The sequence below is a fragment of the Microbacterium paraoxydans genome (assembly GCF_020524545.1).
GTDB lineage: Bacteria > Actinomycetota > Actinomycetes > Actinomycetales > Microbacteriaceae > Microbacterium > Microbacterium paraoxydans_C.
Genome location: NZ_JAIVLG010000001.1, coordinates 800,267 through 822,853 on the forward strand (window position 1 = coordinate 800,267; position 22,587 = coordinate 822,853).

Sequence of the window (22,587 nt, forward strand, 5' to 3'; positions counted from 1 at the left end):
ATGAGCCTCGCCGCGTCCACCGACTCCGTGCACGTGCGCGCTCCGGGCAAGATCAACGTCTTCCTCGGGGTCGGCGGCCGGCATGACGACGGGTATCACGCGCTGGCGACGGTCTTCCAAGCGGTGTCCCTCTACGAAGACGTCATCGCGCGCCCTGCCGACGACTTCTCGGTCACGGTCTCGGGGGTGGAGGATGTCGACTCGGTTCCACTGGACGACCGCAACCTCGCCATGCGCGCGGCCAAGCTGCTCGCCCTCGCGGTCGACCACCGGGGCGGTGTCGCGCTCGAGATCCGCAAGAGCGTCCCCGTGGCGGGGGGCATGGGCGGCGGATCCGCGGATGCTGCCGCCGCCCTGGTCGCATGCGACGCGCTGTGGGGGACGGGGCTGTCGCAGGCTCGCCTGCACGACCTCGCCGCCCGCCTCGGCGCCGACGTGCCCTTCGCGCTGCACGGCGGGACGGCGGTCGGAACCGGTCGCGGCGATCAGTTGAACCCCGCGCTCGCGCGTGGGCGCTTCGATTGGATCCTGGTGCCCAGCGAGCAGGGGCTTTCGACGCCCGTGGTCTACGAGCGCCTCGACCTGCTGCGGGAGGAGCAGGGCGCGCTCGCCGACGATCCGCCGCTGTCACTCGACGTCCCGATCCCGGTCTTGCAGGCGCTTCGGTCGGGTGATCCCGCGCAGCTCGCCCCGGCACTCGAGAACGACCTGCAGGTCGCGGCCCTGACCGAGCGTCCCGATCTCGCCGAGACGATCGTCCAGGGGGTCGCTGCCGGTGCGCTGCAGGGCATCGTGTCCGGCTCCGGACCCACAGTGGCGCTCCTGTGTCCCGATCCCGAGACGGCACAGGGGGTGCAATCCGCTCTGCGGGCATCCGGATTCGATCCCCTGCACGTGCACGGCCCGGTTCCCGGCGCACGGATCATCGGCTGACGAGGCTCCCGCGCACAACCCGCCACGCGCGGCGACCGCGCTCGAAAAGGTGCGTGCGTGCGTCCTGACAGACATAATGAAGTGACGATGTGACCGTGCACACGCGAGGAGGCACCCGATGTCCAGCGCCTCCGAGCGCGCGCGGCAGCCGAGCATCCGCGATGTCGCTCGCCTGGCCGGGGTCTCTCACCAGACGGTATCCCGGGTCTTGAACGACCATCCGAGCATCCGCCCGGAGACGAAGGCGAAGGTGCTCGACGCGATCTCCGTGCTCGACTATCGCCCGAACCTCGCTGCCCGCGCACTGGTGACCAGCAAGTCGAACGTGCTCGGCATCCTCTCCGCGACGATCGGGGAGTTCGGGCCGACCTCGTCGATCGCCGGTATCGAGGACGCGGCGCGCGAGGAGGGATACGCGGTCTCCACCCTCAACCTTCCGGAGACCACGCCGGAGGCGATCGGCAACGCGGTGCGCCAGCTCGCCCGCGAACAGGTGGACGGGATCGTGGTGCTCGCCCCGCAGGTGCGCGTGTTCCATGTCCTTCGGGGAATGTCCGTCGACATGCCGTTCGTGACGCTGCAGACCGCATCGGGCTCCGACGGAGTGAGCCTCTCGGCCGACCAGGTGGCGGGAGCCAGAGCGGCCACGGAGCATCTGATCTCCCTCGGTCACAGCGACATCCTGCACCTCGCAGGTCCACAGGACTGGATCGAGGCGGAGTCGCGGATGCGGGGCTACCTCGATGGGCTGCGCGAGGCGGACCTGCCGACGTTTCCCCCGATCCGCGGGGATTGGACCGCCGACTTCGGGTACTTCGCGGGCAAGGAGCTGTCGCGGCGCCGCGACTTCACGGCGGTGTTCGCCGCGAACGACCTCATGGCGATCGGCCTCATGCACGGTTTCCGCGACTCCGGCCTCCGCGTGCCGCACGATGTGAGCGTGATCGGATTCGACGATATCCCGGTCGCCGCACACGTGGCTCCCACGTTGAGCACGGTGCACCAGGACTTCCCCGAGCTGGGGCGGCGCGCCGTGCGGATCCTCCTCGCGCAGATCCGGGGCGAGGACGTCCCGGTCTTCGGTCCGCTGCAGACGGTCCTGCGCGCGCGCGAATCCGCCGCGACGAGATAGCGCACCGCGTCACGGTCGCGACACGAATTCGTGGCGCGGACTTGACAGCGCTTCCTCGTGAGTGGACGATGTAACTCAATGTGAACGGTCACATCGAAGGTGACCGCACGTCGCAAGGAAGATCCGTGAGCACCACAGCAACGTTGCCTACCGTGTCAGGCCCCATCTTGGAGATGCGCAACATCACCAAGGAGTTCCCGGGCGTCAAGGCGCTCGCCGATGTCTCGATCACCGTCCGCGCCGGCGAGATCCACGCCATCTGCGGCGAGAACGGCGCGGGAAAGTCGACCCTGATGAAGGTCCTCTCGGGGGTGTACCCCTATGGGACCTACGACGGGGAGATCCTGCTCTACGGTCAGGAGCAGAGGTTCAAGGACATCGTCGCCAGCGAGCAGGCCGGCATCGCGATCATCCACCAGGAGCTCGCCCTGATCCCCGAGCTGTCGGTCACCGAGAACATCTTCCTCGGCAACGAGATCCAGCACGCTGGACGCATCGACTGGCAGGCCCAGAAGGAGCGCACGATCGAGTTGCTCGCTCGGGTCGGGCTGAACGAGGATCCGGATGCGCAGATCAAGACGCTCGGTGTCGGCAAGCAGCAGCTGATCGAGATCGCGAAGGCGCTCAACAAGGACGTGAAGCTGCTGATCCTCGACGAGCCGACCGCTGCCCTGAACGAGAACGACTCGCAGCATCTGCTCGACCTGATCCTCGGGCTCAAGGCCAAGGGCATCGCGTCGATCATGATCAGCCACAAACTCAACGAGATCGAGCAGATCGCCGACGAGATCACGATCATCCGCGACGGGCGCACCGTCGAGACCCTCGACATCTCCCGCGGGGAGATCAACGAGGACCGCATCATCCGCGGCATGGTGGGCCGCTCGTTGGAGAGCCGCTACCCGGACCGCGAGCCCGAGATCGGCGAGGTGTTCTTCGAGGTCAAGGACTGGTGGGTGCAGCACCCGACCGTCCCGGAGCGCATGGTCGTGAAGGGCTCGAACATCACCGTACGACGCGGCGAGGTCGTCGGCATCGCGGGGCTCATGGGCGCAGGCCGCACGGAGTTCGCGATGAGCATCTTCGGCCGCTCCTACGGCACGTTCCTCTCCGGCACGCTCATCAAGGACGGCCAGGAGGTCGCGCTCCCCGATGTGGCGGCGGCGATCAAGCACGGCCTCGCCTACGTGAGCGAGGACCGCAAGGTGCTGGGGCTCAACCTGCTCGACACGATCAAGCGGTCGGTCGTCGCCGCGAAGCTCTCCAAGATCGCCAAGCGGGGCGTCGTCGATGCCCGCGCCGAGTTCGCTGTGGCCGAGGACTATCGCAAGGCGCTGCGCATCAAGACCCCCTCGGTCGAAGAGGGCGTCGGCAAGCTCTCGGGTGGCAATCAGCAGAAGGTCGTCCTGGCGAAGTGGATGTTCACCGACCCCGACCTGCTGATCCTCGACGAGCCCACGCGAGGTATCGACGTCGGCGCGAAGTACGAGATCTACGCGATCATCAACGAGCTCGCGGCGCAGGGCAAGGGCGTCATCGTCATCTCCAGCGAGCTTCCCGAGCTGCTCGGCATCTCCGACCGCATCTACACCGTCTTCGAAGGTCGGGTCACCGACTGTATCCCGGCCGATCAGGCGACACCTGAGGACCTCATGCGCAGCATGACCTCCGCGACCCAGAAAGCATCCGCATGACCACCGACACCACCGCAACGAAGCGCGGCTTCCATTTCAAGGACATCACGAAGATGTTCGGGGGAGGGCAGTCGACGCTCCGCCAGTTCGGCATCCTCGGCAGCCTCGTCGTGATCCTGGTCGTCTTCCAGGTGCTGACCTGGATCGTCAAGGGGACGGGGCTCACCCTCTCGTCGGGCAACCTGATCAACGTCGTGAATCAGTACTCGTACATCCTGATCCTCGCGATCGGAATGGTGATGGTCATCATCATGGGCCACATCGACCTCTCGGTCGGGTCCGTCGCCGCTTTCACCGGCATCGTGGTGGCGAAGGCCATGGCCGACTGGAACCTTCCCTGGCCGCTCGGCATCCTCCTCGGTCTCGGGGTCGGCGTGCTGGTCGGTGCCTGGCAGGGCTTCTGGGTCGCGTACGTCGGGGTGCCGGCGTTCATCGTGACCCTGGCGGGCATGCTGTTCTTCCGCGGTGCGAACCAGTGGGTCGGTGACTCGCAGTCCGTTCCCGTACCGCAGGGCTTCAAGGTGATCGGCGCCGGCTATCTCCCCGAACTGTCGTTCATCCCCGTGCCCTTCAACGTCTTCACGATGCTGCTGGCGCTCATCGGCGTCGCGTGGATCGTGTTCTGGGAGATCCGAACGCGTCGCATCCAGCACAAGATGGGTGCCGAGACCGCCCCCCTCTGGGTGAGCGTCACGAAGGTCGTGCTGATCTCGGCCGTGATCCTCATCGCCGGCTGGCTGTTCGCCACCGGGCGTGAGGGAACGAGCTTCCCGATCTCCGGCGTCATCCTGCTCGCGCTCGTCATCCTCTACTCCTTCATCACCAACAACACCGTCTTCGGTCGTCACATCTACGCGGTCGGCGGCAACCGTCAGGCCGCGCGGCTGTCGGGTGTGAAGGACCGCTGGGTCGACTTCTTCGTGATGATGAACATGTCGGTGCTCGCGTCGCTGGCCGGCATGATCTACGTCGCCAGGGCTACCGCCTCGGGCCCGCAGGACGGCAACGGCTGGGAGCTGGATGCGATCGCCTCCGTCTTCATCGGTGGTGCGGCCGTCTCGGGCGGCATCGGAACCGTGATTGGGTCGATCATCGGTGGTCTCGTGATGGCGTTCCTGAACAACGGTCTCGCTCTGCTGGGCGCCGGCGCCGACGTGGTGTCCATGATCAAGGGTCTCGTGCTCCTGTTCGCCGTCGGCGTCGATGTGTGGAACAAGCAGCAGGGTCGCCCGTCGATCATCGGCTTCCTGACGCGTCGCTTCGGGCGCAAGCAGGACCCGGCCACCGACACGTTCGATCCGACCAAGACGAACTATCCCACCAGCCAGAAGTACGAAGCCCCCGCCGTCGACGAGACGCGCGGTTAGGAGAGGCCGAGCCGCACAGCGCACGTGCGACGAGACCTTCACACACCAGAGAAAGAGATCACATGAAGAAGATTCTTCTGTCGGCGACAGCGCTTGTCGTCGCGGGCGCCTTCGCCCTTACCGGCTGCTCCTCGGAGCGCGGCGGTGGCAGCGACTCGGGATCGGGGGACGAGGCCAAGGGCTTCGCCGCCGACGCCACGATCGGTGTCGCTCTTCCCGACAAGACCTCGGAGAACTGGGTCCTCGCCGGTCAGCTGTTCACGGACGGTCTCGAGGAGGCCGGTTTCAAGGCGGACGTGCAGTACGCGCCCGCCAGCAACACGGTCGCCGAGCAGCAGAACCAGATCCAGGCGATGGTCACCGGCGGAGCCAAGGTCATCATCATCGGCGCGAAGGACGGCAAGCAGCTGTCGACGCAGGTCGAGGCGGCCCGCGACGCGGGTGTCACCGTCATCGCGTACGACCGTCTGATCGAGAACACGGAGGCCGTCGACTACTACGTCGCCTTCGACAACTTCAAGGTCGGTCAGCTGCAGGGGCAGGCACTCCTCGACGGTCTCGCCGAGCGTGCGGGCCACGAGGCTCCGTACAACATCGAGCTGTTCTCGGGTTCGCCCGACGACGCGAACTCGGCGGTGTTCTTCAACGGCGCGATGGAGGTCCTCCAGCCGAAGATCGACGACGGGACGCTGAACGTCGTGTCGGGCCAGACCGAGATCGCGCAGACCGCGACCGAGGGGTGGAAGCCGGAGAACGCGCAGCGCCGTATGGACTCGCTGCTCACTTCGTCGTACGGCTCCGAGACCCTCGACGGCGTCCTCTCCCCGAACGACACGCTCGCCCGCGCCATCATCACCTCGGTGCAGCAGGCCGGAAAGCCGGTCCCCGTGGTCACGGGTCAGGACTCCGAGGTCGAGTCGGTCAAGTCGATCATGGAGGGCATCCAGTACTCCACGATCAACAAGGACACCACGCTCCTCGTCGAGCAGTCGATCAAGATGGTCGGCCAGCTCCAGAAGGGCGAAGAGGTCGACGTCAACGACACCGAGCAGTACGACAACGGCGTGAAGGTGGTCCCGGCCTACCTGCTCGACCCGGTCATCGTGACCAAGGAGAACGCGGCAGAGGCATACGCCAACGTCCCGAGCCTCCTGGAGATCGTGAAGTCGTACCAGTAACTCGCACGGCACACATCCTCACGGATACGACGAACCGTCCGGGCCCTCGGGTCCGGGCGGTTCGTCGTTCAACCGGTGCACATGCCCGGGACGCGCCTCAGAACGGTGCGGCCACCGGATCGGCACTCGTGAAGGTCACCGTGTTCTGCGGTGGCGGCCGGTCGATGTACGTGCGACCGGTCGGGCTTGTCCACTCCAGCACGCCGCCCGAGGTCTGGTCGACGTGCCAGGGGGAGTGGTGTTTGAGCATGTGATGTCGTCGGCAGAAGGCGGCAAGGTTTCCGTGGGTGGTCGCCCCTCCTGTCGAGGCCGCATGATTGTGGTCGAGGTCGCACTTGCGCGCCGTGATCCCGCATCCGGGAAACCGGCACCGCTGGTCCCGCGCGCGGAGATGCCGCCGGAGATGTTCACTCGGGCGGTAGCGGTCGACAGCGAGCAGTTCGCCGGAGATCGGATGCGTCAGCACGCGGTCCCAGCCGGTCGCGGAACCTGCCAGCGTGCGAGCGGTCGTGACGTCGATGGGGATCGTTCCGTCGAGCTCGGCCGGTGATGAGGTCGTCGGAGCGTCATCGTCCATCAGAGTGAGCACCGGCACCGTGACCTCGACGCGGGCGCGGACCTCGCCCAGCAGGCTGTCCGCCGTGTCATGGCCCGCGGGGGATCCTGTGAGAACGAGGTCGGCGAGCAGATCGGCGCGCAACTGATCGACCGTGCGGTCGTCGGCGGGGAGTCCGGCGGCCGAAGCATCCTGTGCCTCTCGTGCATTCTCCTCTTTCACCGCATGCGCCATCTGCGACAGCCGGTCGAGCATGCCGTGCAGGAGGACCGCGGGTCCGCGCGCCCCCAGCTCGGCCATCCCGTCGTCGAGGTCCTTCACCCACACGCGGCGCAGCTCGCGGGCATCGCGATGCCGCTCGGTGAGACTTCGCTCCTGGAACCGCTCGGCAAGACGCCGCACGATCCGCCCAAGCCGATTCGGGGATTCCGTCACGGCGACCTCCACGGCCTCCGCGGCGTAGGCGGCGCGATCCGCAGCCTCGTCGAGATGCGCGCCCGCCTCGACGATGACCCGGGAGTGCGCGGCACTGATGCGCCCTTCGCCCTGCGCCTCCCATACCGCCGGGAATCGCTCGACGAGCCACGAGGCCTCGGCCATCTTGCGCTCGATCGTGCGGTCGCTCAGGTGCTGCGCAGCGCCGATCTCGGCAGCGACCGTGCGGATCGCCATGTCGCCGCGATCGGGGTGGGCGGCGCCGCGGGCGATGTCGACGGCCAGGCGTGCGGCCATCGCGAGCATGCCGTCGCGCGCGGCCTGCATGCTGCTCAGCGTCGCCTCCGCCGCCTCGAGCGAGGCCACCAGATCGGCGAGCATCGCCATCTGGGAGTCGGTCGCGTCGAGCAATGCTGTCATGACGTCAGTCCATCACGGCCCACCGACATTCGAAACTATGTTCACCAGAATCCCAGTATCCGATCGTCGCCGAGAGCACTACTGCCAGATCGGATCGTCCGGGTCGGGGGAGTCCGTGCCGTCGGCGTCGGTCATGATGCGCGCGTCGGCGATCCACGACGTCAGATCATCGTCGTGGAGCAGGTGAGGTCGCGGCGTGCCGAGCAGGTCGGGGTCCGTCGCGACGGCCAGCGGCTCATCGCTGGCGAAGACGACGACGTTGCCGAGCGGGCCTTCGTCATCGTTCGGTTCGGCGTCGAGAATGACGGCGACATGGTCGAACACCGCGCGCAGGGTGGCCGCCTGTCGTCGTGAGTACTCGAAAGGATGTCCGTCGAGCAGGTTGACCGCGACGACTCCCTCCGCTGCTGAGCGCGCGGCGACGCGGCGATAGAACTCCTGGCTGGCCACACGATGCCGGATGACGGCGGCATCCCAGAGATCGACGACCGTGAACCGCGCTCCCATCCAGTCGCCGGAAAGCTCCGCGTCCGCGACCACGCGCGCGTCGCCGAAGATGACGCGCACATCCGCGCCGGGCGGCAGCGGCAGAGCGGCGAGCACGGCCTCGTAGAGCTCGGGCTCGAACTCCACCACGAGCTGGGGCGACCCGGTGCGCGTGGCCTCGACGTAGCGCGCCAGCGTGAGCGCCCCGGCTCCGAGATGCACGGTGAACAAAGGCGAGCCGGGCTCGGCGGCGGCATCCATGGCGCGGGCGATGTGTTGGGTGTACGCGTACTCGAGAGCGGTGGGCTCGGTCGTCGAGACGACGGACTGCGGGATCCCGTCGACGCTGAGCTCGTAGCGATCAGGGCGCCTCTTCGACCGGATGAGCTTCGCCCTTCGGCCGTCGAGCAGAAGCGAGAACACCCGGCGACTGATTGGCACCCGTCGATCCTAGGGCGCCCCGAGCCGGGCGGAGAACTCGTCCATCCCGCGCGGCTACCCTGGAAGGAACATGGCACATCTTCTGGGGGCCGAAGCCCTGCACCTCGAATATCCGACCAGAGTGGTCTTCGACTCTGTGACCCTCGGGATCGAGGAGGGGGATCGAATCGGCATCGTCGGGCGCAACGGCGACGGCAAGTCCAGCCTCCTCGGGATGCTCGCCGGCACGAAGGAGCCTGACTCCGGGCGTGTGACGGTGCGCGGTGGAACCCGCATCGGAGTGCTCGATCAGGCAGACACGCTCGCGGACGACCTCACGATCCGCGAGGCCGTGGTCGGTGACATGGCGGAGCACGAGTGGGCGGGTGACGCGCGCATCCGTGACGTCATCGCCGGGCTCCTCGCCGACCTGCCCTGGGATGCGGAGATCGGCTCCCTCTCGGGCGGTCAGCGGCGCCGCGTGTCTCTCGCCAGGCTCCTCACCGGGGACTGGGACGTCATCGCCCTCGACGAGCCGACCAACCACCTCGACGTCGAGGCGATCACCTGGCTCGCGCGACACCTCAAGAAGCGCTGGTCGCCGAGCTCCGGGGCCCTCATGGTCGTGACCCACGACCGCTGGTTCCTCGATGAGATCTGCACCGCGACGTGGGAGGTCCACGATCGCATCGTCGAGCCCTTCGAGGGCGGGTACGCGGCGTACATCCTTCAGCGCGTCGAGCGCGACCGGATGGCGGCGGCGACCGAGGCGAAACGGCAGAATCTCGCCCGCAAGGAACTCGCCTGGCTCCGCCGCGGCGCGCCGGCGCGCACGAGCAAGCCGAAGTTCCGCATAGACGCCGCGAACGAGCTGATCGCCGACGTGCCGGAGATCCGGGACAAGGTCTCGTTGCAGTCGCTCGCCGTGTCCCGCCTCGGCAAGGACGTGGTCGACCTGCTCGACGTCGGCGTCACCTACCCGTCGACGGGTTCGGGGAGCGGGGGAGCGGGCGGCGGCGAGAAGGTGGTCCTGCGCGACGTCGAGTGGCGCATCGCCCCGGGCGAGCGCACCGGCATCCTCGGGGTCAACGGCGCCGGCAAGTCGACGTTGCTGGGGCTCATCGCGGGCACGATCGAGCCGACGAGCGGTCGCGTCAAGAGGGGCAAGACGGTGAACGTCAAGACCCTCACGCAGCGTCTGGACGAGCTCGCACGGCACTGGAACGACCCCGTGCGCATCGTCATCTCGGGTCTGCGCACCTCTTACACGCTCGGTGCGGGATCGAAGGCGCAGGACCTCACCCCCGGGCAGCTGCTGGAGCGGCTGGGGTTCTCCTCCGCGCAGCTCTCGACCCCTGTGAAGGACCTGTCCGGCGGTCAGCAGCGCCGCCTCCAGCTGCTGCTCGTGCTCCTCGAGCAGCCCAACGTGCTGATCCTCGACGAACCGACCAACGACATGGACACCGACATGCTGGCCGCGATCGAGGACCTGCTCGACTCCTGGTCTGGCACGCTCCTGGTGGTCAGTCACGACCGGTACTTCCTGGAGCGCGTGACGGACCAGCAGTACGCGATCCTGCCCGCAGGAGACGGGGCCGGGCGTCTACGTCACCTGCCCGGCGGCGTCGACGAGTATCTTCGCCTGCGCGAACAGGTCGAGGCCGCCGCGGCGAGGCCCGCCCCCGCAGGTGCTCCTGCGCCGAAGGGTCTCGAGGGTGCCGCGCTGCGCACGGCGCAGAAGGAGGCCGCATCGCTCGAGCGTCGCATCCAGAAGCTCACGGAGCAGGTGGACCGTGCCAAGCATGCGCTCGCCGATCACGATCAGTCCGACTATGAAGGGCTGGGGGAGCGGATGAAAGCCATCTCCACGCAGGAGGCCGAGATCGAGGACCTGGAGTCGCAGTGGTTCGAACTCACGGAGCAGATCGGCTGACCGACACGCCGGAGCATAGTTAGGATTACCTACCCTAACTAAATTGTCGTTAGTCTCGGGGGCGTCCCGTCCAACGACAGAAAAGGTCCTGCCGTGAATCGTCGCCTTGCCCTCGCCGCCCTCGTCTCCGCCTCCGCGCTCGCGCTCGCCTCCTGCGCCTCCGCCGACACCTCCGGCGAACCCGGGACCGACGCCGACGAGATGGTCACCCTCGTGCACCCCACGATCGACGATCTCGAGATCGACTTCGCCGCGCAGCCCGAGAACATCGTGATGGACTGCTACGCCTACAGCTCGCTCCACGAGTACGGGATCGAGCCCGTCGCACTGTTCGGATACGAGTGCGACAACCCGTTCGTGATGGGGGACGCCGACATCAGCGGCATCGAGGTCGTCGGCAAGGACGGGGAGATCGACGTCGAGAAGCTGGCCGAACTGCGTCCGGATGCGATCGTCGGCCAGGGCGACGCAGACGGATGGGCCTGGTTCGATGAAGACGTGAACGCGCAGATCACGCGTGTCGCGCCGTTCGTGGCCCTGCCTGGAGGTGACACGATCGACGGACGCATCGCCGACACCCGCGAGATCGCGGAGTTCTTCGGTGGTGACGTCGCCTCCGCGGCGATCCTCGAGTCCGATGAGGACCTCGAGGCTGCGAAGGAGGCGTTCCGCACGGCCATCGCCGACAGCGGGCTGAACCTCATGCTCACCAGCCCGACGAAGGAGATGCTGTACACGGGGGTCGGGTTCGCGCAGGCAGACATGCTGGAGGAGCTCGGAGCGACCATCGTCGGCGCCGATGCTCCCGAGACCGGCAACCCGTGGGGCCAGGTCGCGTGGGAGGACGCATCGAGCTACCCGGCCGACGTGCTCCTGGTCGAGGGGTACACGGACGACTTCTCGTTCTCGGCCGAGCTCTGGGACGCGCTCCCGGCCGTGAAGGCCGGTCAGCTCGGGGCGTGGAGCTCGAAGGGCGCGATGACGGCGTCGACGTACGCGCAGTGGCTGAATGACGTCGCCGGACTCGTCTCGGGCTCCGACAAGGTCGCCTGACCCCTCGATGTCGCAGGTCTCGCTCGCAGAGCCCCGGGTGGACGGGGAGCGCCGCGGCGCTCCCCGTCGCTGGCTCGGCATCGTCCCGCTCGTCGTCCTGTGCTTGCTGGCACTCGCTGCGAGCATGCTGGTGGGCTCGCGAGCGCTCTCTCCGGGTGAGGTGCTCCACTTCCTCCTGCATCCTGATCCCGATGATGCGATATCGCAGACCGTCTGGTTCTCCCGCGTTCCGCGCACGGTCCTGGTGCTGGTCGCCGGTTCCGCCCTCGGGGTCGCCGGTGCGCTCATGCAGGCCGTCACGCGCAATCCCATGACGGATCCCGGCATCCTCGGCGTCAACGCGGGTGCTTCTCTCGCGGTCGTCGCGGGGCTGGCGTTCTTCGGGGTGACGGACATCTCGCAGTACATGTGGTGGTCTTTCGCGGGCGCGATGCTGACATCGGTTCTGGTCTTCGCCATCGGCAATACGGGAGCCGCGCGCGGCAATCCCGTGCGGATGACGCTCTCTGGGGTCGCGCTCGGGGCGGTGCTGTCGGGCTTTTCCTCTGCCGTGCTGCTGTCGAACTCCGAGGTTCTCCAGCGCATGCGCGGGTGGTCCGCCGGGACGACGGCCTCGCAGCCGCTCGCCGCGACGCTCGCGATCACCCCGTTCATCCTCGTGGGCCTGGCGATCGCCCTGCTGAGCTCCAGATCCCTCGACGTGCTGTCTCTGGGAGAGGCCTCGGCCGTCGCGATGGGCGCCCATCCGAACCGCATCCGCGTGGTGACCCTCGTCGCGATCGCTCTGCTCGCCGGCGGGGCGACGGCCGCCGCCGGCCCGATCGGCTTCCTCGGTCTGCTCGCTCCGCACGTGGCGCGCATGATCGTCGGACCGCATCAAGGATGGATCATGGCGTACTCGGTGCTCATCGCTCCCACGGTGCTGGGCTTCGCCGACGTGCTGGGCCGCGTCATCACCGACGGGGAAGTTCCGGTCGGCGTCGTCACGGCGTTCATCGGCGCCCCCATGCTCATCTGGATGGTCCGGCGCTTCCGGGTCTCGGAGGTCTGAGCGATGACGGATCTCGACTTCGGCCGACGCCTGCATCGCCTCGGTCCGGCGGGGCGTCCGCTGCTGCTCGTCGATGCGCGCTCCCTGCAGGTGTGCACGGGGCTCTGGGTCGCGACCGCGGCACTCGCCCTGTTCGCCGTGTTCTCGGGTTCCGCGCAGATCTCGCTCCCCGAAGCGATCGCGGCACTGGTCGGACGCGGGGACGACTACACGACCATGGTGGTGCTCGAATGGCGGGTGCCGCGCATCCTGATGGCCGTGCTCCTGGGCACGTGCCTGGCGATGAGCGGAGCGATCTTTCAGAACCTGACCGGCAACCCGCTCGGCTCCCCGGATGTCATCGGATTCCAGACCGGTTCGTACACCGGCGCTCTCGTCGTGATGCTGCTTCTCGGCGGGGGCTCGGCGGCGACCATGGGCGGCGCTCTGATCGGCGGTGTGGCGACGGCCTTCCTCGTGTTCCTGCTGTCCTCTCAGCGGGGGTCCGTGCGCGGGGTGCGGCTGATCATCGTCGGGATCGGCGTGAGCGCCATGCTCGCCTCCGTGAACGTGTGGATCCTGCTGAATGCGACCGTGGAGGACGCGATCATGGCGGGGCTGTGGGGAGCGGGCAACCTCTCGGGGGTGACCTGGCCCACCTTCGCGGTGACGTTCGCCGGCTCCTCCGCGTTCGTCCTCGCGGCGCTCGTGCTCAGCCGGCCGATGCGGCTCCTGCAGATCGGGGTCCCGTTCGCCACGGCCCTGGGACAGAACGTCCGACTCGTGCAGGTGAGCGCGATCGTGGTCGGCGTCGGGTTGACGGCGCTCGCGACCGCGACGGTCGGTCCCATCTCCTTCATCGCGCTCGCGGCGCCGCAGATCGCACGACGCATCGTGCGCTCGGACGGTCTGGCGCTCGGACCGACCGCGGCGGTCGGATCGCTCCTGCTCCTGCTCGCCGATGTGGTCGCACAGCGGATCCACCCCGACTCCCCGCTGCCGGTGGGGATCGTGACCGTGTCGATCGGCGGGCTGTACTTCCTGTGGCTGCTCCTGAGAGAGGGAAAGAGAAGATGACCCGTCTGACCGTCGCGGAGGCCGCGCTCGGCTACGCGGATCGGATCGTCTGCGAAGACGTGTCCGTGGAGATCCCCGATGGCGCGTTCACCGTGATCGTCGGGCCGAACGCCTGCGGCAAGTCGACGCTGCTGAAGAGCCTCACCCGTCTGCTGCAGCCCGCTCGGGGAAGGGTACTGCTGGACGGCGACAGCCTGCACCGTCTGCCGACCAAGCACGTCGCGCGCGAGGTGGGACTGTTGCCACAGGGCCCCGTGGCGCCGGACGGGATCCGCGTGATCGATCTCGTCTCGCGCGGTCGCTACCCGCACCAGCGCCTGTTCACCCCGTGGTCGCCGGAGGACGAGGAGGCGGTCGCCGAAGCCATGGACGCCACGGGGGTCGGGCATCTGTCCGGTCGCCTCGTCGACGAGCTCTCCGGCGGGCAGCGGCAGCGCGTGTGGATGGCGGTGGCGCTCGCGCAGCAGACGCCCATCCTGCTACTCGACGAGCCCACCACCTACCTCGACCTCAGCCATCAGGTCGAGCTGCTGGAATTGTGCCGCTCCCTCAACCGCCGTGCCGGGAACACTCTCGTCGCCGTGCTGCACGACCTGAACCAGGCAGCGCGCTACGCCGACCACATCATCGCGATGAAGGACGGAGCCGTGGTGTCGACCGGGAAGCCGGAGCACGTCATCACCGAGTCGCTGGTCGCGCACGTCTTCGGGCTCGATGCCCAGGTGATCGTCGATCCCGAGTCGGGGAGCCCGCTCGTGATCCCGCGCTGGTCGCACGACTGAGCGGGGAATATCCTTCTCTCACCGCTGTTGGGAGGTAGGGATGGAAGGCCTCGAAGTAACGGTCCTGCTCGGACTCACGATTCTCGTCGGAACCCTGATCGCCCCGCGCGTGCGTCTCGCGCTACCCCTCGTCCTGGTCATCTTCGGACTCCTCCTCGGCTTCGTGCCGCAGCTGCGCGAGGTGCAGCTGCCGCCGGAGACGGTGCTCCTGCTGTTCCTCCCCGTGATGCTCTTCTGGGAGAGCCTGACGACCTCGCTGCGATCGATCCGCCGCGACTTCCGCTACATCCTTCCGATGAGCACCGTGCTGGTCGTCGCCTCGGCGTTCGCCGTGGCCGGCATCGGAGTGCTGTTCGGGATGCCGTGGGAGATCGCCCTCATCCTGGGGGCCGCCGTCGCTCCGCCCGACGCCACGGCCGTGGCCGCCCTCGGGCGTCTCCTCCCGCGCCGCATGTTCATGAAGCTCAAGGCCGAGAGCCTGACCAACGACGGCACCGCTCTGGTGCTCTACGCGATCGCGGTGTCGCTCGCGCTCGGCGGTCAGATCACGCCGTTGTCGGTGACGGTCGACCTGCTCATCTCGTACGTCGGCGGCATCGCGGCCGGTGCGGTGGTCGCCGCTCTCGGCTACCTGTTGCTGCGTCGTACGGCGTCGACGATCGTCATCAACGTCGCGCTGCTGCTGATCCCGTTCACGGCCTTCCTCCTCGCCGAGACGGTGCACGCCTCGGGGGTGCTCGCGGTCGTCGTCGCCGGACTCATCGTCGCCTACGTGTCGCCGCGGGTGACGACCGCGTCCTCCCGCCGACAGGCGGATGCGGCCTGGCCGTTCGGTGTGTTCCTGCTCAACGGCGCGCTGTTCGTGCTGATCGGGCTCGAAGTGCAGTACGTCGTGCACGAGATCTCGGCCGCGGCGATCGGCCGCCTCGTGCTGATCACGCTCGCGGTCTGGGCGACGCTGCTGGTCGTGCGGTACCTCTTCCAGCTGTTGAACGTGCCGTTCCAGCGGCGGACCGATCCGCGACCGCCGCGCGGAGCGAGGTCCCGGGCACGGGTCGTGTCCACTCTGGCGGGGATGCGCGGTGCCGTGTCTCTCGCCATCGCTCTCTCCGTGCCGGTGACCGTCACCGAGGGCGGAGCGCTGAACGGCCGCGATGAGATTGTGTTCGTCACGGCCGGTGTCATCCTGCTGAGCCTGCTCGTGCAGGGGCCGTTCCTGCCCGCCATCGTCCGCTGGGCGCGTTTCCCGGTCGACCACGTCGAAGATGAGGAGTACGAGCTCGCCGAACGTGCGATCTCGGGGGCCGCGCTGGCCGCTCTCGACGACCTCGCCGCCGAGCACGGTGTGGGGCAGGAGGTGCGTGATCGAGTGCGCTCCGAGGGGTATCAGATGCTCGAATTCGCGAATGCACGCGCCCTGGCACGGGAACAGGCTCTGGTCGACGCGGAAGCCGAGATGCTCGACGAGATGCTGGGAGAGCCGGATCCGCTGGGCGCCGGGACCGCCGGATCCCGACCCGTCGGAGATACGGGAGTGGAACAGGCTGACCCGCCCGATGGCACGGTTCTGCAGATGATCGCGACCTCGACCGACGTCGACATCGCACAGCGCTCGCCACTGGTCCGGCACGAGGAGCACACGCGCCTCAAGCTCGCCCTCCTCGACCGGAAGCGCGAGGTGCTGCTGGGGCTGCGCGGTGCCGGGACCGTCGATGACATCGTGGTGCGCCGGATCTCCGCCCGCCTCGACCTGGAACAGGTGCGACTCCAGGGCATCGAGGAGTTCGACTGAGGAGCGCAGGAGCGCCTCGTGACGCCGTGTGACGAACCGATTCCGTGCGCGGCGGGCGGCCTGTCTAACGTAGGCGAGTCCCACCAGGAAGGAACTCCCCTCGCATGTCTCGTCGCACCACCACCGTCCTCGCCGCGCTCGCCGCTGTCCCGCTCTTCGTCGCGCTCGCCGGCTGTGCCACGGCGTCTTCCGACGCCGGTTCCGGAGGTGACGGATCGTCCGAGAACGAGGTCGTCAAGATCGGCGTCGTCGGCAAGGGCGACGAGCAGTGGCCGGCCTTCGTCGAGGCTGCGGCCGAAGAGGGCATCACGGTCGAGCTGGTCGACTTCGGCTCGTACGAGCAGCCCAACCCGGCGCTCTCCGAGGGGGAGATCGATCTCAACCAGTTCCAGCACATCGTGTACCTGGCCGAGTACAACAACGCCTCGGGCTCCGACCTCACTCCGATCGGATCCACGGCGATCTACCCGCTGGGTCTGTACTCGACCAAGTACGACGACGTCGAGAGCATTCCGAAGGGCGAGAGCGTCGCCGTGCCCGATGACGCGTCCAACCAGGCCCGCGCGTTGAACGTGCTCCAGCAGGCCGGTCTCGTCACGCTCAAGAGCGGCGGAACACCGTACTCCGACCTCGCCGACGTCGACACCGCGAAGTCCAAGGTCACCGTCACCGCCCTCGAGGCCGCCCTCATCCCGACCTCGCTGCCCGACGTCGCTGCCGCGATCATCAACAACGACTTCGTGCAGGACGCGGGTCTCACGTTCGAGGACGCGATCGCCCAGGATGACCCCGAGGACCCCAGCGCCCTGCCGTATGTGAACATCTTCGCCGCCCGCGCCGACGACGCCGACAACGAGACCTACCTCAAGCTGGTCGAGATCTTCCAGACGAACGAGGCCGTGCAGAAGGGACTCCTGGAGTCGTCGGGCGGCACCGCCGTGGCGCTGCAGACGCCGGTGGAGGACCTGGTCGCGTCGCTCGAAAAGGTGCAGGCCGACGCCGAGGCGAACAAGTAGGACTCGGGGACCGGAGCTACGCATGCCGATCGTCACTCTGACGAACGTCTCGAAGACGTACCCCTCCCGCACCCGCGGCGACGCCGAGATCGTGGCCGTGGATGATGTGACCCTTTCCATCGAGAAGGGCGACGTCTACGGCATCATCGGGTACTCCGGGGCGGGCAAGTCGACTCTCGTCCGGCTGATCAACGCGCTCGAGCCGGCCACGAGTGGCAGCATCACGGTGGACGGCGTCGACATCACCGCCCTCACCGAGCGCGAGCTGCGCAAGGTCCGCGGCGGAATCGGCATGATCTTCCAGCAGTTCAACCTGTTCTCCTCGCGCACGGTCAAGGGCAACATCGCCTACCCGCTGAAGCTCGCAGGCTGGTCCAGCACCGACATCGAGGCGCGGGTCACGGAGCTTCTCTCGTTCGTCGGACTCTCCGACAAGGCCAAGGCCTACCCGGAGCAGCTCTCCGGTGGGCAGAAGCAGCGCGTCGGCATCGCCCGCGCACTCGCCACCGGGCCTGCGATCCTCCTCGCGGATGAGGCCACCAGCGCCCTCGACCCCCAGACCACCCACGAGGTGCTCGACCTGCTCCAGCGGGTCAACCGGGAACAGGGCGTCACGATCGTCGTCATCACGCACGAGATGGATGTGATCCAGACGATCGCGACGAAGGTGGCCGTGATGGAGAACGGTCGTGTGATCGAGCAGGGCGATGTGTTCGACGTCTTCTCGTCGCCGCAGAACCCGGCGTCGCAGCGGTTCGTCGGGACGGTCGTGAAGGGTGTGCCGTCGCCCGCGGAGCTGGCGGTGCTGAGGGAGCGTCACCGAGGGCGACTCGTGACCTTCTCGTTCCGTGACGGCGACGCGTCTCAGGCGCAGGTCTTCCTCGACCTCGCCGGTGCCGGACTCGATTTCGAGCTCGTGTACGGCGGTATCAACGACATCCGCGGGCGCGCGTTCGGCCACCTCACGCTCGCGATCCGGGGCGACGACGCCGTGATCGATCGGACGCTCGCCGGCATCGCGCATCGCGTCGAAGTGACCGAGATCGCCCGAGAGGAGGCGCACTGATGGATCGCCTGAACGAGCTCTGGCCCGAGCTGTGGAAGGCCGCGGTCGAGACGCTCTACATGACCTCCTTCGCCCTCGTGCTCGGCGGGATCCTCGGCCTGGCCATCGGCGTCATCCTCTACGTCACCCGTCCCGGGGGACTGCTCCAGAATCCGGTCGTCGCGTTTCTCGCCAACCTCGGCGTGAACTTCTTCCGCCCGATCCCCTTCGTCCTCTTCGTCGCGGTGGCGCAGCCCTTCGCACGCGCTGTCGTCGGCGTCGGCATCGGGACCACGGCCGGTGCGTTCATGATCGCTCTCGCCGCCGCCTTCGCGATCGGCCGCATCGTCGAGCAGCACCTCGTCTCGGTGTCGCCCGGAGTGATCGAAGCGGCTCGCGCCATGGGGGCGGGACCCTGGCGCATCCTCTTCACGGTGGCGATCCCCGAGTCGCTCGGCCCGCTGATCCTCGGCTACACGTTCATCGTGGTCGCGCTCATCGACATGACGGCGATGGCCGGGCTGATCGGTGGAGGCGGCCTCGGCGCGTTCGCTCAGATCTACGGCTTCCGGCAGTTCGAGCCGGTCGTGATGTGGGTGGCGATCGTCTTGATCGTAGTGTTCGTGCACCTCGTGCAGATGCTCGGCACGCGACTCGCGCGCATGGTCATGCGCCGCTGACAGGAGTGCGGGCACCGGGAGCGTGCTGCAAGGTGCGCCGAGTGGTGAAGACGCGCTGCGCACCTGTCAGCGGATCGACGAAGCGCAGTTCGCGCGCGAGCAGCTGCAGGGGGCGCTCGAAGTCGTCCGGGACATCGTCGAGGAGCTCGGGGTAGAACCGATCGTTCAGGATGCCGATGCCCAGGGCGGCGAGGTGCACACGCAGCTGGTGCATCTTGCCGCTGTGCGGGCGGAGGAGGGTGTGCACGACGTGCTCGTCGTCGTCCAGGAGTTCGACGAGCGTCTCGGAGTTCGGCTCCTTCGCGTCGTCGACCTGCACGCGCACCTGACCGCGCGCCTTCACGATGTTGTTGCGGTAGACCAGCGGAAATGCCGGGAGCTTCCCGCTCTCGGGGCGTGCGGACACGGCTTCGTAGACCTTCTGCACCTGCCGATTCTCGAACAGCAGTTGGTATGCGCCGCGCGTCGCCGGTCGCGTCGCGAACATCAGCAATCCCGCCGTCGCGCGATCGAGTCGATGGATGGGCGCCAGGTCGGGATTGTCGAGCAGGTTGCGCAGTCGGACCAGCGCGGAGTTCTGCAGGAATTTCCCGCCGGGAGTCGTCGGCAGGAAGTGCGGCTTGTCGACGACGACGAGATGGTCGTCCTGGTGCAGGATCTCGATCTCGAAAGGGATCCGTGTCTCCACGGCGGGCTCGCGGTAGTACCACACGAACTCGACGCTGCCCAGCGGGGCGTCACGCGGGACGGGAGAGCCGTCGGCACGCACGATGTCGCCGCGGTCGAAGCGCTCGAGCAGCCGCTCGGGGTCGAGGTGGAAGAAGCGCTCGACCATGTAGGCCGCGGCGGTCGGCCAGGGGCCGGTGAGCGGCACGTGCAGCCGCGTCGCGCCCACGCCGTCGCGGACGGGGAGGGGAGAGGGCATGCCCATCAGCAGCGACCCCTCACGAGTCGAAGCTCAGGCTCAGCTTGCGCAGGAGACCGGCGAGGCGTTCCCGATCCGAGCGGGAGAGTGCTCGCAGGAGATCGGCCTCCACATCGACGAGACGCGTGATGGCGGCGTCCACGCGGATCCGACCGTCGTCGGTGAGGGTCACCAGAACGCTGCGTCCGTCGCCGGGGTCGGCCTCCCGTCGGACGAAGCGACGCCCGACCAGGCGGTCGATCCGATTCGTCATGGTGCCGCTCGACACCAGCGTCTGCTGCAGGAGCTGCTTGGGGGAGAGCTGGAACGGGGAACCGGCTCGGCGCAGCGCGGACAGCACATCCCATTCCCAGTGCTCGAGGTCGCTGCGGCGGAAGACATCGCGCCGGGCGCGGTCCAGGTGCTTCGACAGCCGGTCCATCCGTGACAGGACCTCGAGGGGTGAGAAGTCGAGGTCCGGGCGCTGGGTGTTCCATGCCCCGACGATCCGGTCGACCTCATCCACCTCGCTCATCCGCCCATTATCGCGCGTGCGACGAGGCGATCCCGGACGCGGCGGGCAGAACGGTCGTCATGAAGGTGCTGTGGGGGTCGAGCGTGTATCCACCGAACGGGCCGCACTCGCGGAAGCCGGCCGCGGCGTACAGCGAGCGCGCCGGGACGAAGAACTCCGCGCTTCCGGTTTCGAGCGAGACCCGGTGGACGCCGCGTGCCCCGGCATCGGCCAGGAGGAAGGCGAGCATGGTGCGGCCGAGACCGCGTCCGCGCAGCGCAGGGTCGATGCGCATCGACTTGATCTCCTCATGTCCGTCTTCGACCGCCGCCAGGGCGCCGGTGGCGACGGGACGGCGGTCGAGGAACCCGGCGAACAGCCGCACGCCCGGGGCGAGCAGGCGCTCGAACACCAGCGCATGGCGGCTCTCCGCGGGCGCGGTGTGCTCCAGCTCCGCATGATGGGCGACCAGGAACTCGGCGAGGTCGGGGCGTGCGACCGCGACCCGTTCGATCGACATGCTCATCTCCCCAGCATCCCAGAGCGGTGTTTCGGATGGATGTCGAGCGGCGGTGTCAGCGGATCAGGGCTCGGAGCATGGCAGACTTGACCAGTGGCGTCCTCGGGACGGCGCGGTCCGCCGTGGTGTAATGGCAGCACGACAGCCTTTGGAGCTGTGAGGTCTAGGTTCGAGTCCTGGCGGCGGAGCATGACTGGGAACAACCTCGCCATCATCGTCCTGGCAGCGGGCCAGGGCACTCGCATGAAATCGCGCCTTCCGAAGGTGCTGCATCCGATCAGCGGACGTCCGCTCGTCGGACACGTGCTCGCCACGGCCGGGCGGCTGCAGGCCGCGCACGTCGAGGTCGTCGTGCGGCACGAGCGCGATCAGGTCGTCGCCGCTCTGACCGAGGACTACCCCGGAGTGGTATTCGTCGACCAGGACGACATCCCCGGCACCGGACGAGCGGTGCAGGTCGCCGTCGACGCTCTCCCCGCCGACTTCGACGGCGATGTGCTCGTGCTCTCCGGCGACTGCCCGCTGGCGGATGCCGAGACGCTCTCCGCCTTCCTCTCCGAGCATCGGGCCTCCGGTGCGCCGGCCACGCTGATGACCGCGCTGGTCGACGACCCGACCGGCTACGGGCGCGTCGTGCGCGATGCCGACGGGGGAGTCGATCGCATCGTGGAGCAGAAGGACGCGAACGCCGAAGAGGCGGCGGTCCGCGAGATCAACGCCGGGATGTACGTCTTCCGCGCCGCGACGCTGCGGGATTACCTCCCGCGGGTCGGCGTCGACAACGCTCAGGGAGAGATGTACCTGACGGACGTCCCCGGACTGCTCCGCCGCGACGGGGACCGGGTGGCGGCCTCGGTCGTCTCCGATGTCTCCGTCACGTTCGGCGTCAACGATCGTGCCCAGCTCGCCGAGGTCGGCCGTCTGCTCAACCAGCGCATCGTGCGCCGCTGGCAGCTCGAAGGCGTCACCGTGATCGACCCGGCCACCACCTGGATCGATGACGATGCGACGCTCTCGCCCGACGTCACGATCCTCCCGAACACGCAGATCCTGCGGGCCACGGTGATCGCCTCCGGTGCCGTCGTCGGTCCAGACACGACGCTGGTCGGGTGCGAGGTCGGCGAGGACGCGACCGTCCGCCGTACCGACGCCACCTTCGCCGTGATCGGTGCCGAGGCGACGGTGGGCCCGTTCTCCTTCCTCCGCCCCGGCACGGTCCTGGGCGCCAAGGGCAAGATCGGCGCGTACGTCGAGACCAAGAACGCCGAGATCGGCGAAGGCAGCAAGGTGCCCCATCTCTCCTACGTGGGCGATGCCACGATCGGACGCGGCGTGAACCTCGGCGCGAGCACGATCACCGCCAACTACGACGACGTCCACAAGCACCGGACCGAGATCGGTGACGAGGTGCACACCGGGTCGCACACGGTGCTCGTGGCGCCCGTTAGGCTGGGAGCCGGTGCGAAGACCGGTGCAGGCGCCGTCGTCCGCAAGGACGTCCCCGCCGGCGCTCTGGCCATGAGCGTCGCCCCCCAGCGCAACATCGAGGGCTGGGTCGAGAAGAACAGAGCAGGCACGGGCGCGGCGGATGCTGCGTCCCGCGAGAATTCGGCGGAATAG

Annotated in this window: 20 protein-coding genes and 1 tRNA gene; 16 read left to right on the forward strand and 5 right to left on the reverse strand. The window is 68.0% G+C overall.

All coding sequences use genetic code 11. From position 1 onward, the window contains the following. The 5 genes from LC041_RS03960 (at position 1) to LC041_RS03980 (ending at position 6,304) form a co-directional block, all read left to right on the forward strand. Complete coding sequence (locus LC041_RS03960; RefSeq protein ID WP_226531648.1) at positions 1-933, forward strand: 4-(cytidine 5'-diphospho)-2-C-methyl-D-erythritol kinase; 933 nt, start codon at positions 1-3, stop codon at positions 931-933. Between the two features lie 118 nt (positions 934-1,051). Then, positions 1,052-2,065 carry a LacI family DNA-binding transcriptional regulator gene (locus tag LC041_RS03965; protein ID WP_226531649.1) on the forward strand — a complete coding sequence of 338 codons (1,014 nt, stop codon included), beginning with the start codon at positions 1,052-1,054 and terminating at the stop codon, positions 2,063-2,065. A gap of 152 nt (positions 2,066-2,217) precedes the next feature. Beyond that, a complete protein-coding gene (gene mmsA, locus LC041_RS03970) occupies positions 2,218-3,759 on the forward strand; it encodes a multiple monosaccharide ABC transporter ATP-binding protein (protein ID WP_226531798.1) in 1,542 nt (513 codons plus the stop codon). Continuing rightward, positions 3,756-5,126 carry a multiple monosaccharide ABC transporter permease gene (gene mmsB / locus LC041_RS03975; protein ID WP_226531650.1) on the forward strand — a complete coding sequence of 457 codons (1,371 nt, stop codon included), beginning with the start codon at positions 3,756-3,758 and terminating at the stop codon, positions 5,124-5,126. Before mmsA ends, mmsB begins: the two co-directional genes overlap by 4 nt. A gap of 62 nt (positions 5,127-5,188) precedes the next feature. After that, positions 5,189-6,304, forward strand: coding sequence for a substrate-binding domain-containing protein (locus LC041_RS03980; protein ID WP_226531651.1), 1,116 nt, complete (start codon positions 5,189-5,191; stop codon positions 6,302-6,304). 97 nt (positions 6,305-6,401) lie between these two features. Here the strand turns inward: LC041_RS03980 and LC041_RS03985 are convergent, their stop codons facing one another. Together LC041_RS03985 and LC041_RS03990 are read right to left on the reverse strand one after the other, a co-directional pair. Continuing rightward, a complete protein-coding gene (locus tag LC041_RS03985; protein ID WP_226531652.1) occupies positions 6,402-7,715 on the reverse strand; it encodes an HNH endonuclease signature motif containing protein in 1,314 nt (437 codons plus the stop codon). A 78-nt stretch (positions 7,716-7,793) separates the two neighbouring features. Then, positions 7,794-8,642 carry a spermidine synthase gene (locus LC041_RS03990; RefSeq protein ID WP_226531653.1) on the reverse strand — a complete coding sequence of 283 codons (849 nt, stop codon included), beginning with the start codon at positions 8,640-8,642 and terminating at the stop codon, positions 7,794-7,796. A 70-nt stretch (positions 8,643-8,712) separates the two neighbouring features. On the opposite strand from LC041_RS03990, the gene LC041_RS03995 reads away from it, so the two are divergent. The 9 genes from LC041_RS03995 (at position 8,713) to LC041_RS04035 (ending at position 19,029) form a co-directional block, all read left to right on the forward strand. Next, on the forward strand, positions 8,713-10,554 hold the full coding sequence (locus LC041_RS03995; protein WP_226531654.1) for an ABC-F family ATP-binding cassette domain-containing protein: 1,842 nt from the start codon (positions 8,713-8,715) through the stop codon (positions 10,552-10,554). Between the two features lie 93 nt (positions 10,555-10,647). Continuing rightward, positions 10,648-11,607, forward strand: a complete 960-nt coding sequence (locus tag LC041_RS04000; RefSeq protein WP_226531655.1) for an ABC transporter substrate-binding protein — start codon at positions 10,648-10,650, stop codon at positions 11,605-11,607. Positions 11,608-11,614: 7 nt separating this feature from the next. After that, complete coding sequence (locus LC041_RS04005; protein ID WP_226531656.1) at positions 11,615-12,658, forward strand: FecCD family ABC transporter permease; 1,044 nt, start codon at positions 11,615-11,617, stop codon at positions 12,656-12,658. A gap of 3 nt (positions 12,659-12,661) precedes the next feature. Further along, positions 12,662-13,714: a FecCD family ABC transporter permease gene (locus LC041_RS04010; protein ID WP_226531657.1), complete on the forward strand. Its 1,053-nt coding sequence runs from the start codon at positions 12,662-12,664 to the stop codon at positions 13,712-13,714. After that, the gene (locus LC041_RS04015) at positions 13,711-14,496 is read left to right on the forward strand and encodes an ABC transporter ATP-binding protein (RefSeq protein WP_226531658.1); all 786 of its coding nucleotides are present in this window, start codon (positions 13,711-13,713) and stop codon (positions 14,494-14,496) included. The genes LC041_RS04010 and LC041_RS04015 overlap by 4 nt, the downstream gene beginning before the upstream one ends. Positions 14,497-14,536: 40 nt before the next feature. Continuing rightward, positions 14,537-16,288 carry a Na+/H+ antiporter gene (locus LC041_RS04020; protein ID WP_226531659.1) on the forward strand — a complete coding sequence of 584 codons (1,752 nt, stop codon included), beginning with the start codon at positions 14,537-14,539 and terminating at the stop codon, positions 16,286-16,288. 104 nt (positions 16,289-16,392) lie between these two features. Then, on the forward strand, positions 16,393-17,304 hold the full coding sequence (locus tag LC041_RS04025; RefSeq protein ID WP_226531660.1) for a MetQ/NlpA family ABC transporter substrate-binding protein: 912 nt from the start codon (positions 16,393-16,395) through the stop codon (positions 17,302-17,304). Positions 17,305-17,326: 22 nt separating this feature from the next. Then, positions 17,327-18,370 carry a methionine ABC transporter ATP-binding protein gene (locus LC041_RS04030; protein WP_226531661.1) on the forward strand — a complete coding sequence of 348 codons (1,044 nt, stop codon included), beginning with the start codon at positions 17,327-17,329 and terminating at the stop codon, positions 18,368-18,370. Beyond that, entirely contained in the window at positions 18,370-19,029 is a 660-nt protein-coding gene (locus tag LC041_RS04035; protein ID WP_226531662.1) for a methionine ABC transporter permease, read from the forward strand. Before LC041_RS04030 ends, LC041_RS04035 begins: the two co-directional genes overlap by 1 nt. On the opposite strand, the gene LC041_RS04040 is transcribed toward LC041_RS04035, so the two are convergent. From LC041_RS04040 to LC041_RS04050, 3 genes are read right to left on the reverse strand one after another with little or no spacing between them, the layout of a single operon-like run. Next, on the reverse strand, positions 19,016-19,954 hold the full coding sequence (locus tag LC041_RS04040; RefSeq protein ID WP_226531663.1) for a pseudouridine synthase: 939 nt from the start codon (positions 19,952-19,954) through the stop codon (positions 19,016-19,018). The genes LC041_RS04035 and LC041_RS04040 overlap by 14 nt on opposite strands. A 19-nt stretch (positions 19,955-19,973) precedes the next feature. Further along, complete coding sequence (locus LC041_RS04045; protein ID WP_226531664.1) at positions 19,974-20,468, reverse strand: MarR family winged helix-turn-helix transcriptional regulator; 495 nt, start codon at positions 20,466-20,468, stop codon at positions 19,974-19,976. Positions 20,469-20,475: 7 nt separating this feature from the next. Next, positions 20,476-20,967 carry a GNAT family N-acetyltransferase gene (locus LC041_RS04050; RefSeq protein WP_308012737.1) on the reverse strand — a complete coding sequence of 164 codons (492 nt, stop codon included), beginning with the start codon at positions 20,965-20,967 and terminating at the stop codon, positions 20,476-20,478. Between the two features lie 116 nt (positions 20,968-21,083). On the opposite strand from LC041_RS04050, the gene LC041_RS04055 reads away from it, so the two are divergent. Together LC041_RS04055 and glmU are read left to right on the forward strand one after the other, a co-directional pair. Next, positions 21,084-21,155 (forward strand) — tRNA-Gln (locus tag LC041_RS04055). A gap of 1 nt (position 21,156) precedes the next feature. Next, a complete protein-coding gene (glmU, locus tag LC041_RS04060; protein WP_226531666.1) occupies positions 21,157-22,587 on the forward strand; it encodes a bifunctional UDP-N-acetylglucosamine diphosphorylase/glucosamine-1-phosphate N-acetyltransferase GlmU in 1,431 nt (476 codons plus the stop codon).

Excerpts from the sequence above, each read along its gene's own strand:
- LC041_RS04030 (WP_226531661.1), top strand. The coding sequence starts at position 17,327 with ATGCCGATCGTCACTCTGACGAACGTCTCGAAGACGTACCCCTCCCGC.
- LC041_RS04025 (WP_226531660.1), top strand. The coding sequence starts at position 16,393 with ATGTCTCGTCGCACCACCACCGTCCTCGCCGCGCTCGCCGCTGTCCCG.
- LC041_RS03985 (WP_226531652.1), bottom strand. The coding sequence starts at position 7,715 with ATGACAGCATTGCTCGACGCGACCGACTCCCAGATGGCGATGCTCGCC.
- LC041_RS03965 (WP_226531649.1), top strand. The coding sequence starts at position 1,052 with ATGTCCAGCGCCTCCGAGCGCGCGCGGCAGCCGAGCATCCGCGATGTC.
- LC041_RS04020 (WP_226531659.1), top strand. The coding sequence starts at position 14,537 with ATGGAAGGCCTCGAAGTAACGGTCCTGCTCGGACTCACGATTCTCGTC.
- LC041_RS04005 (WP_226531656.1), top strand. The coding sequence starts at position 11,615 with ATGTCGCAGGTCTCGCTCGCAGAGCCCCGGGTGGACGGGGAGCGCCGC.
- LC041_RS04035 (WP_226531662.1), top strand. The coding sequence starts at position 18,370 with ATGGATCGCCTGAACGAGCTCTGGCCCGAGCTGTGGAAGGCCGCGGTC.
- LC041_RS04010 (WP_226531657.1), top strand. The coding sequence starts at position 12,662 with ATGACGGATCTCGACTTCGGCCGACGCCTGCATCGCCTCGGTCCGGCG.
- glmU (WP_226531666.1), top strand. The coding sequence starts at position 21,157 with ATGACTGGGAACAACCTCGCCATCATCGTCCTGGCAGCGGGCCAGGGC.
- LC041_RS04040 (WP_226531663.1), bottom strand. The coding sequence starts at position 19,954 with ATGCCCTCTCCCCTCCCCGTCCGCGACGGCGTGGGCGCGACGCGGCTG.
- LC041_RS03995 (WP_226531654.1), top strand. The coding sequence starts at position 8,713 with ATGGCACATCTTCTGGGGGCCGAAGCCCTGCACCTCGAATATCCGACC.
- LC041_RS03980 (WP_226531651.1), top strand. The coding sequence starts at position 5,189 with ATGAAGAAGATTCTTCTGTCGGCGACAGCGCTTGTCGTCGCGGGCGCC.
- LC041_RS04015 (WP_226531658.1), top strand. The coding sequence starts at position 13,711 with ATGACCCGTCTGACCGTCGCGGAGGCCGCGCTCGGCTACGCGGATCGG.
- mmsB (WP_226531650.1), top strand. The coding sequence starts at position 3,756 with ATGACCACCGACACCACCGCAACGAAGCGCGGCTTCCATTTCAAGGAC.
- LC041_RS04045 (WP_226531664.1), bottom strand. The coding sequence starts at position 20,468 with ATGAGCGAGGTGGATGAGGTCGACCGGATCGTCGGGGCATGGAACACC.
- LC041_RS03960 (WP_226531648.1), top strand. The coding sequence starts at position 1 with ATGAGCCTCGCCGCGTCCACCGACTCCGTGCACGTGCGCGCTCCGGGC.
- LC041_RS04050 (WP_308012737.1), bottom strand. The coding sequence starts at position 20,967 with ATGTCGATCGAACGGGTCGCGGTCGCACGCCCCGACCTCGCCGAGTTC.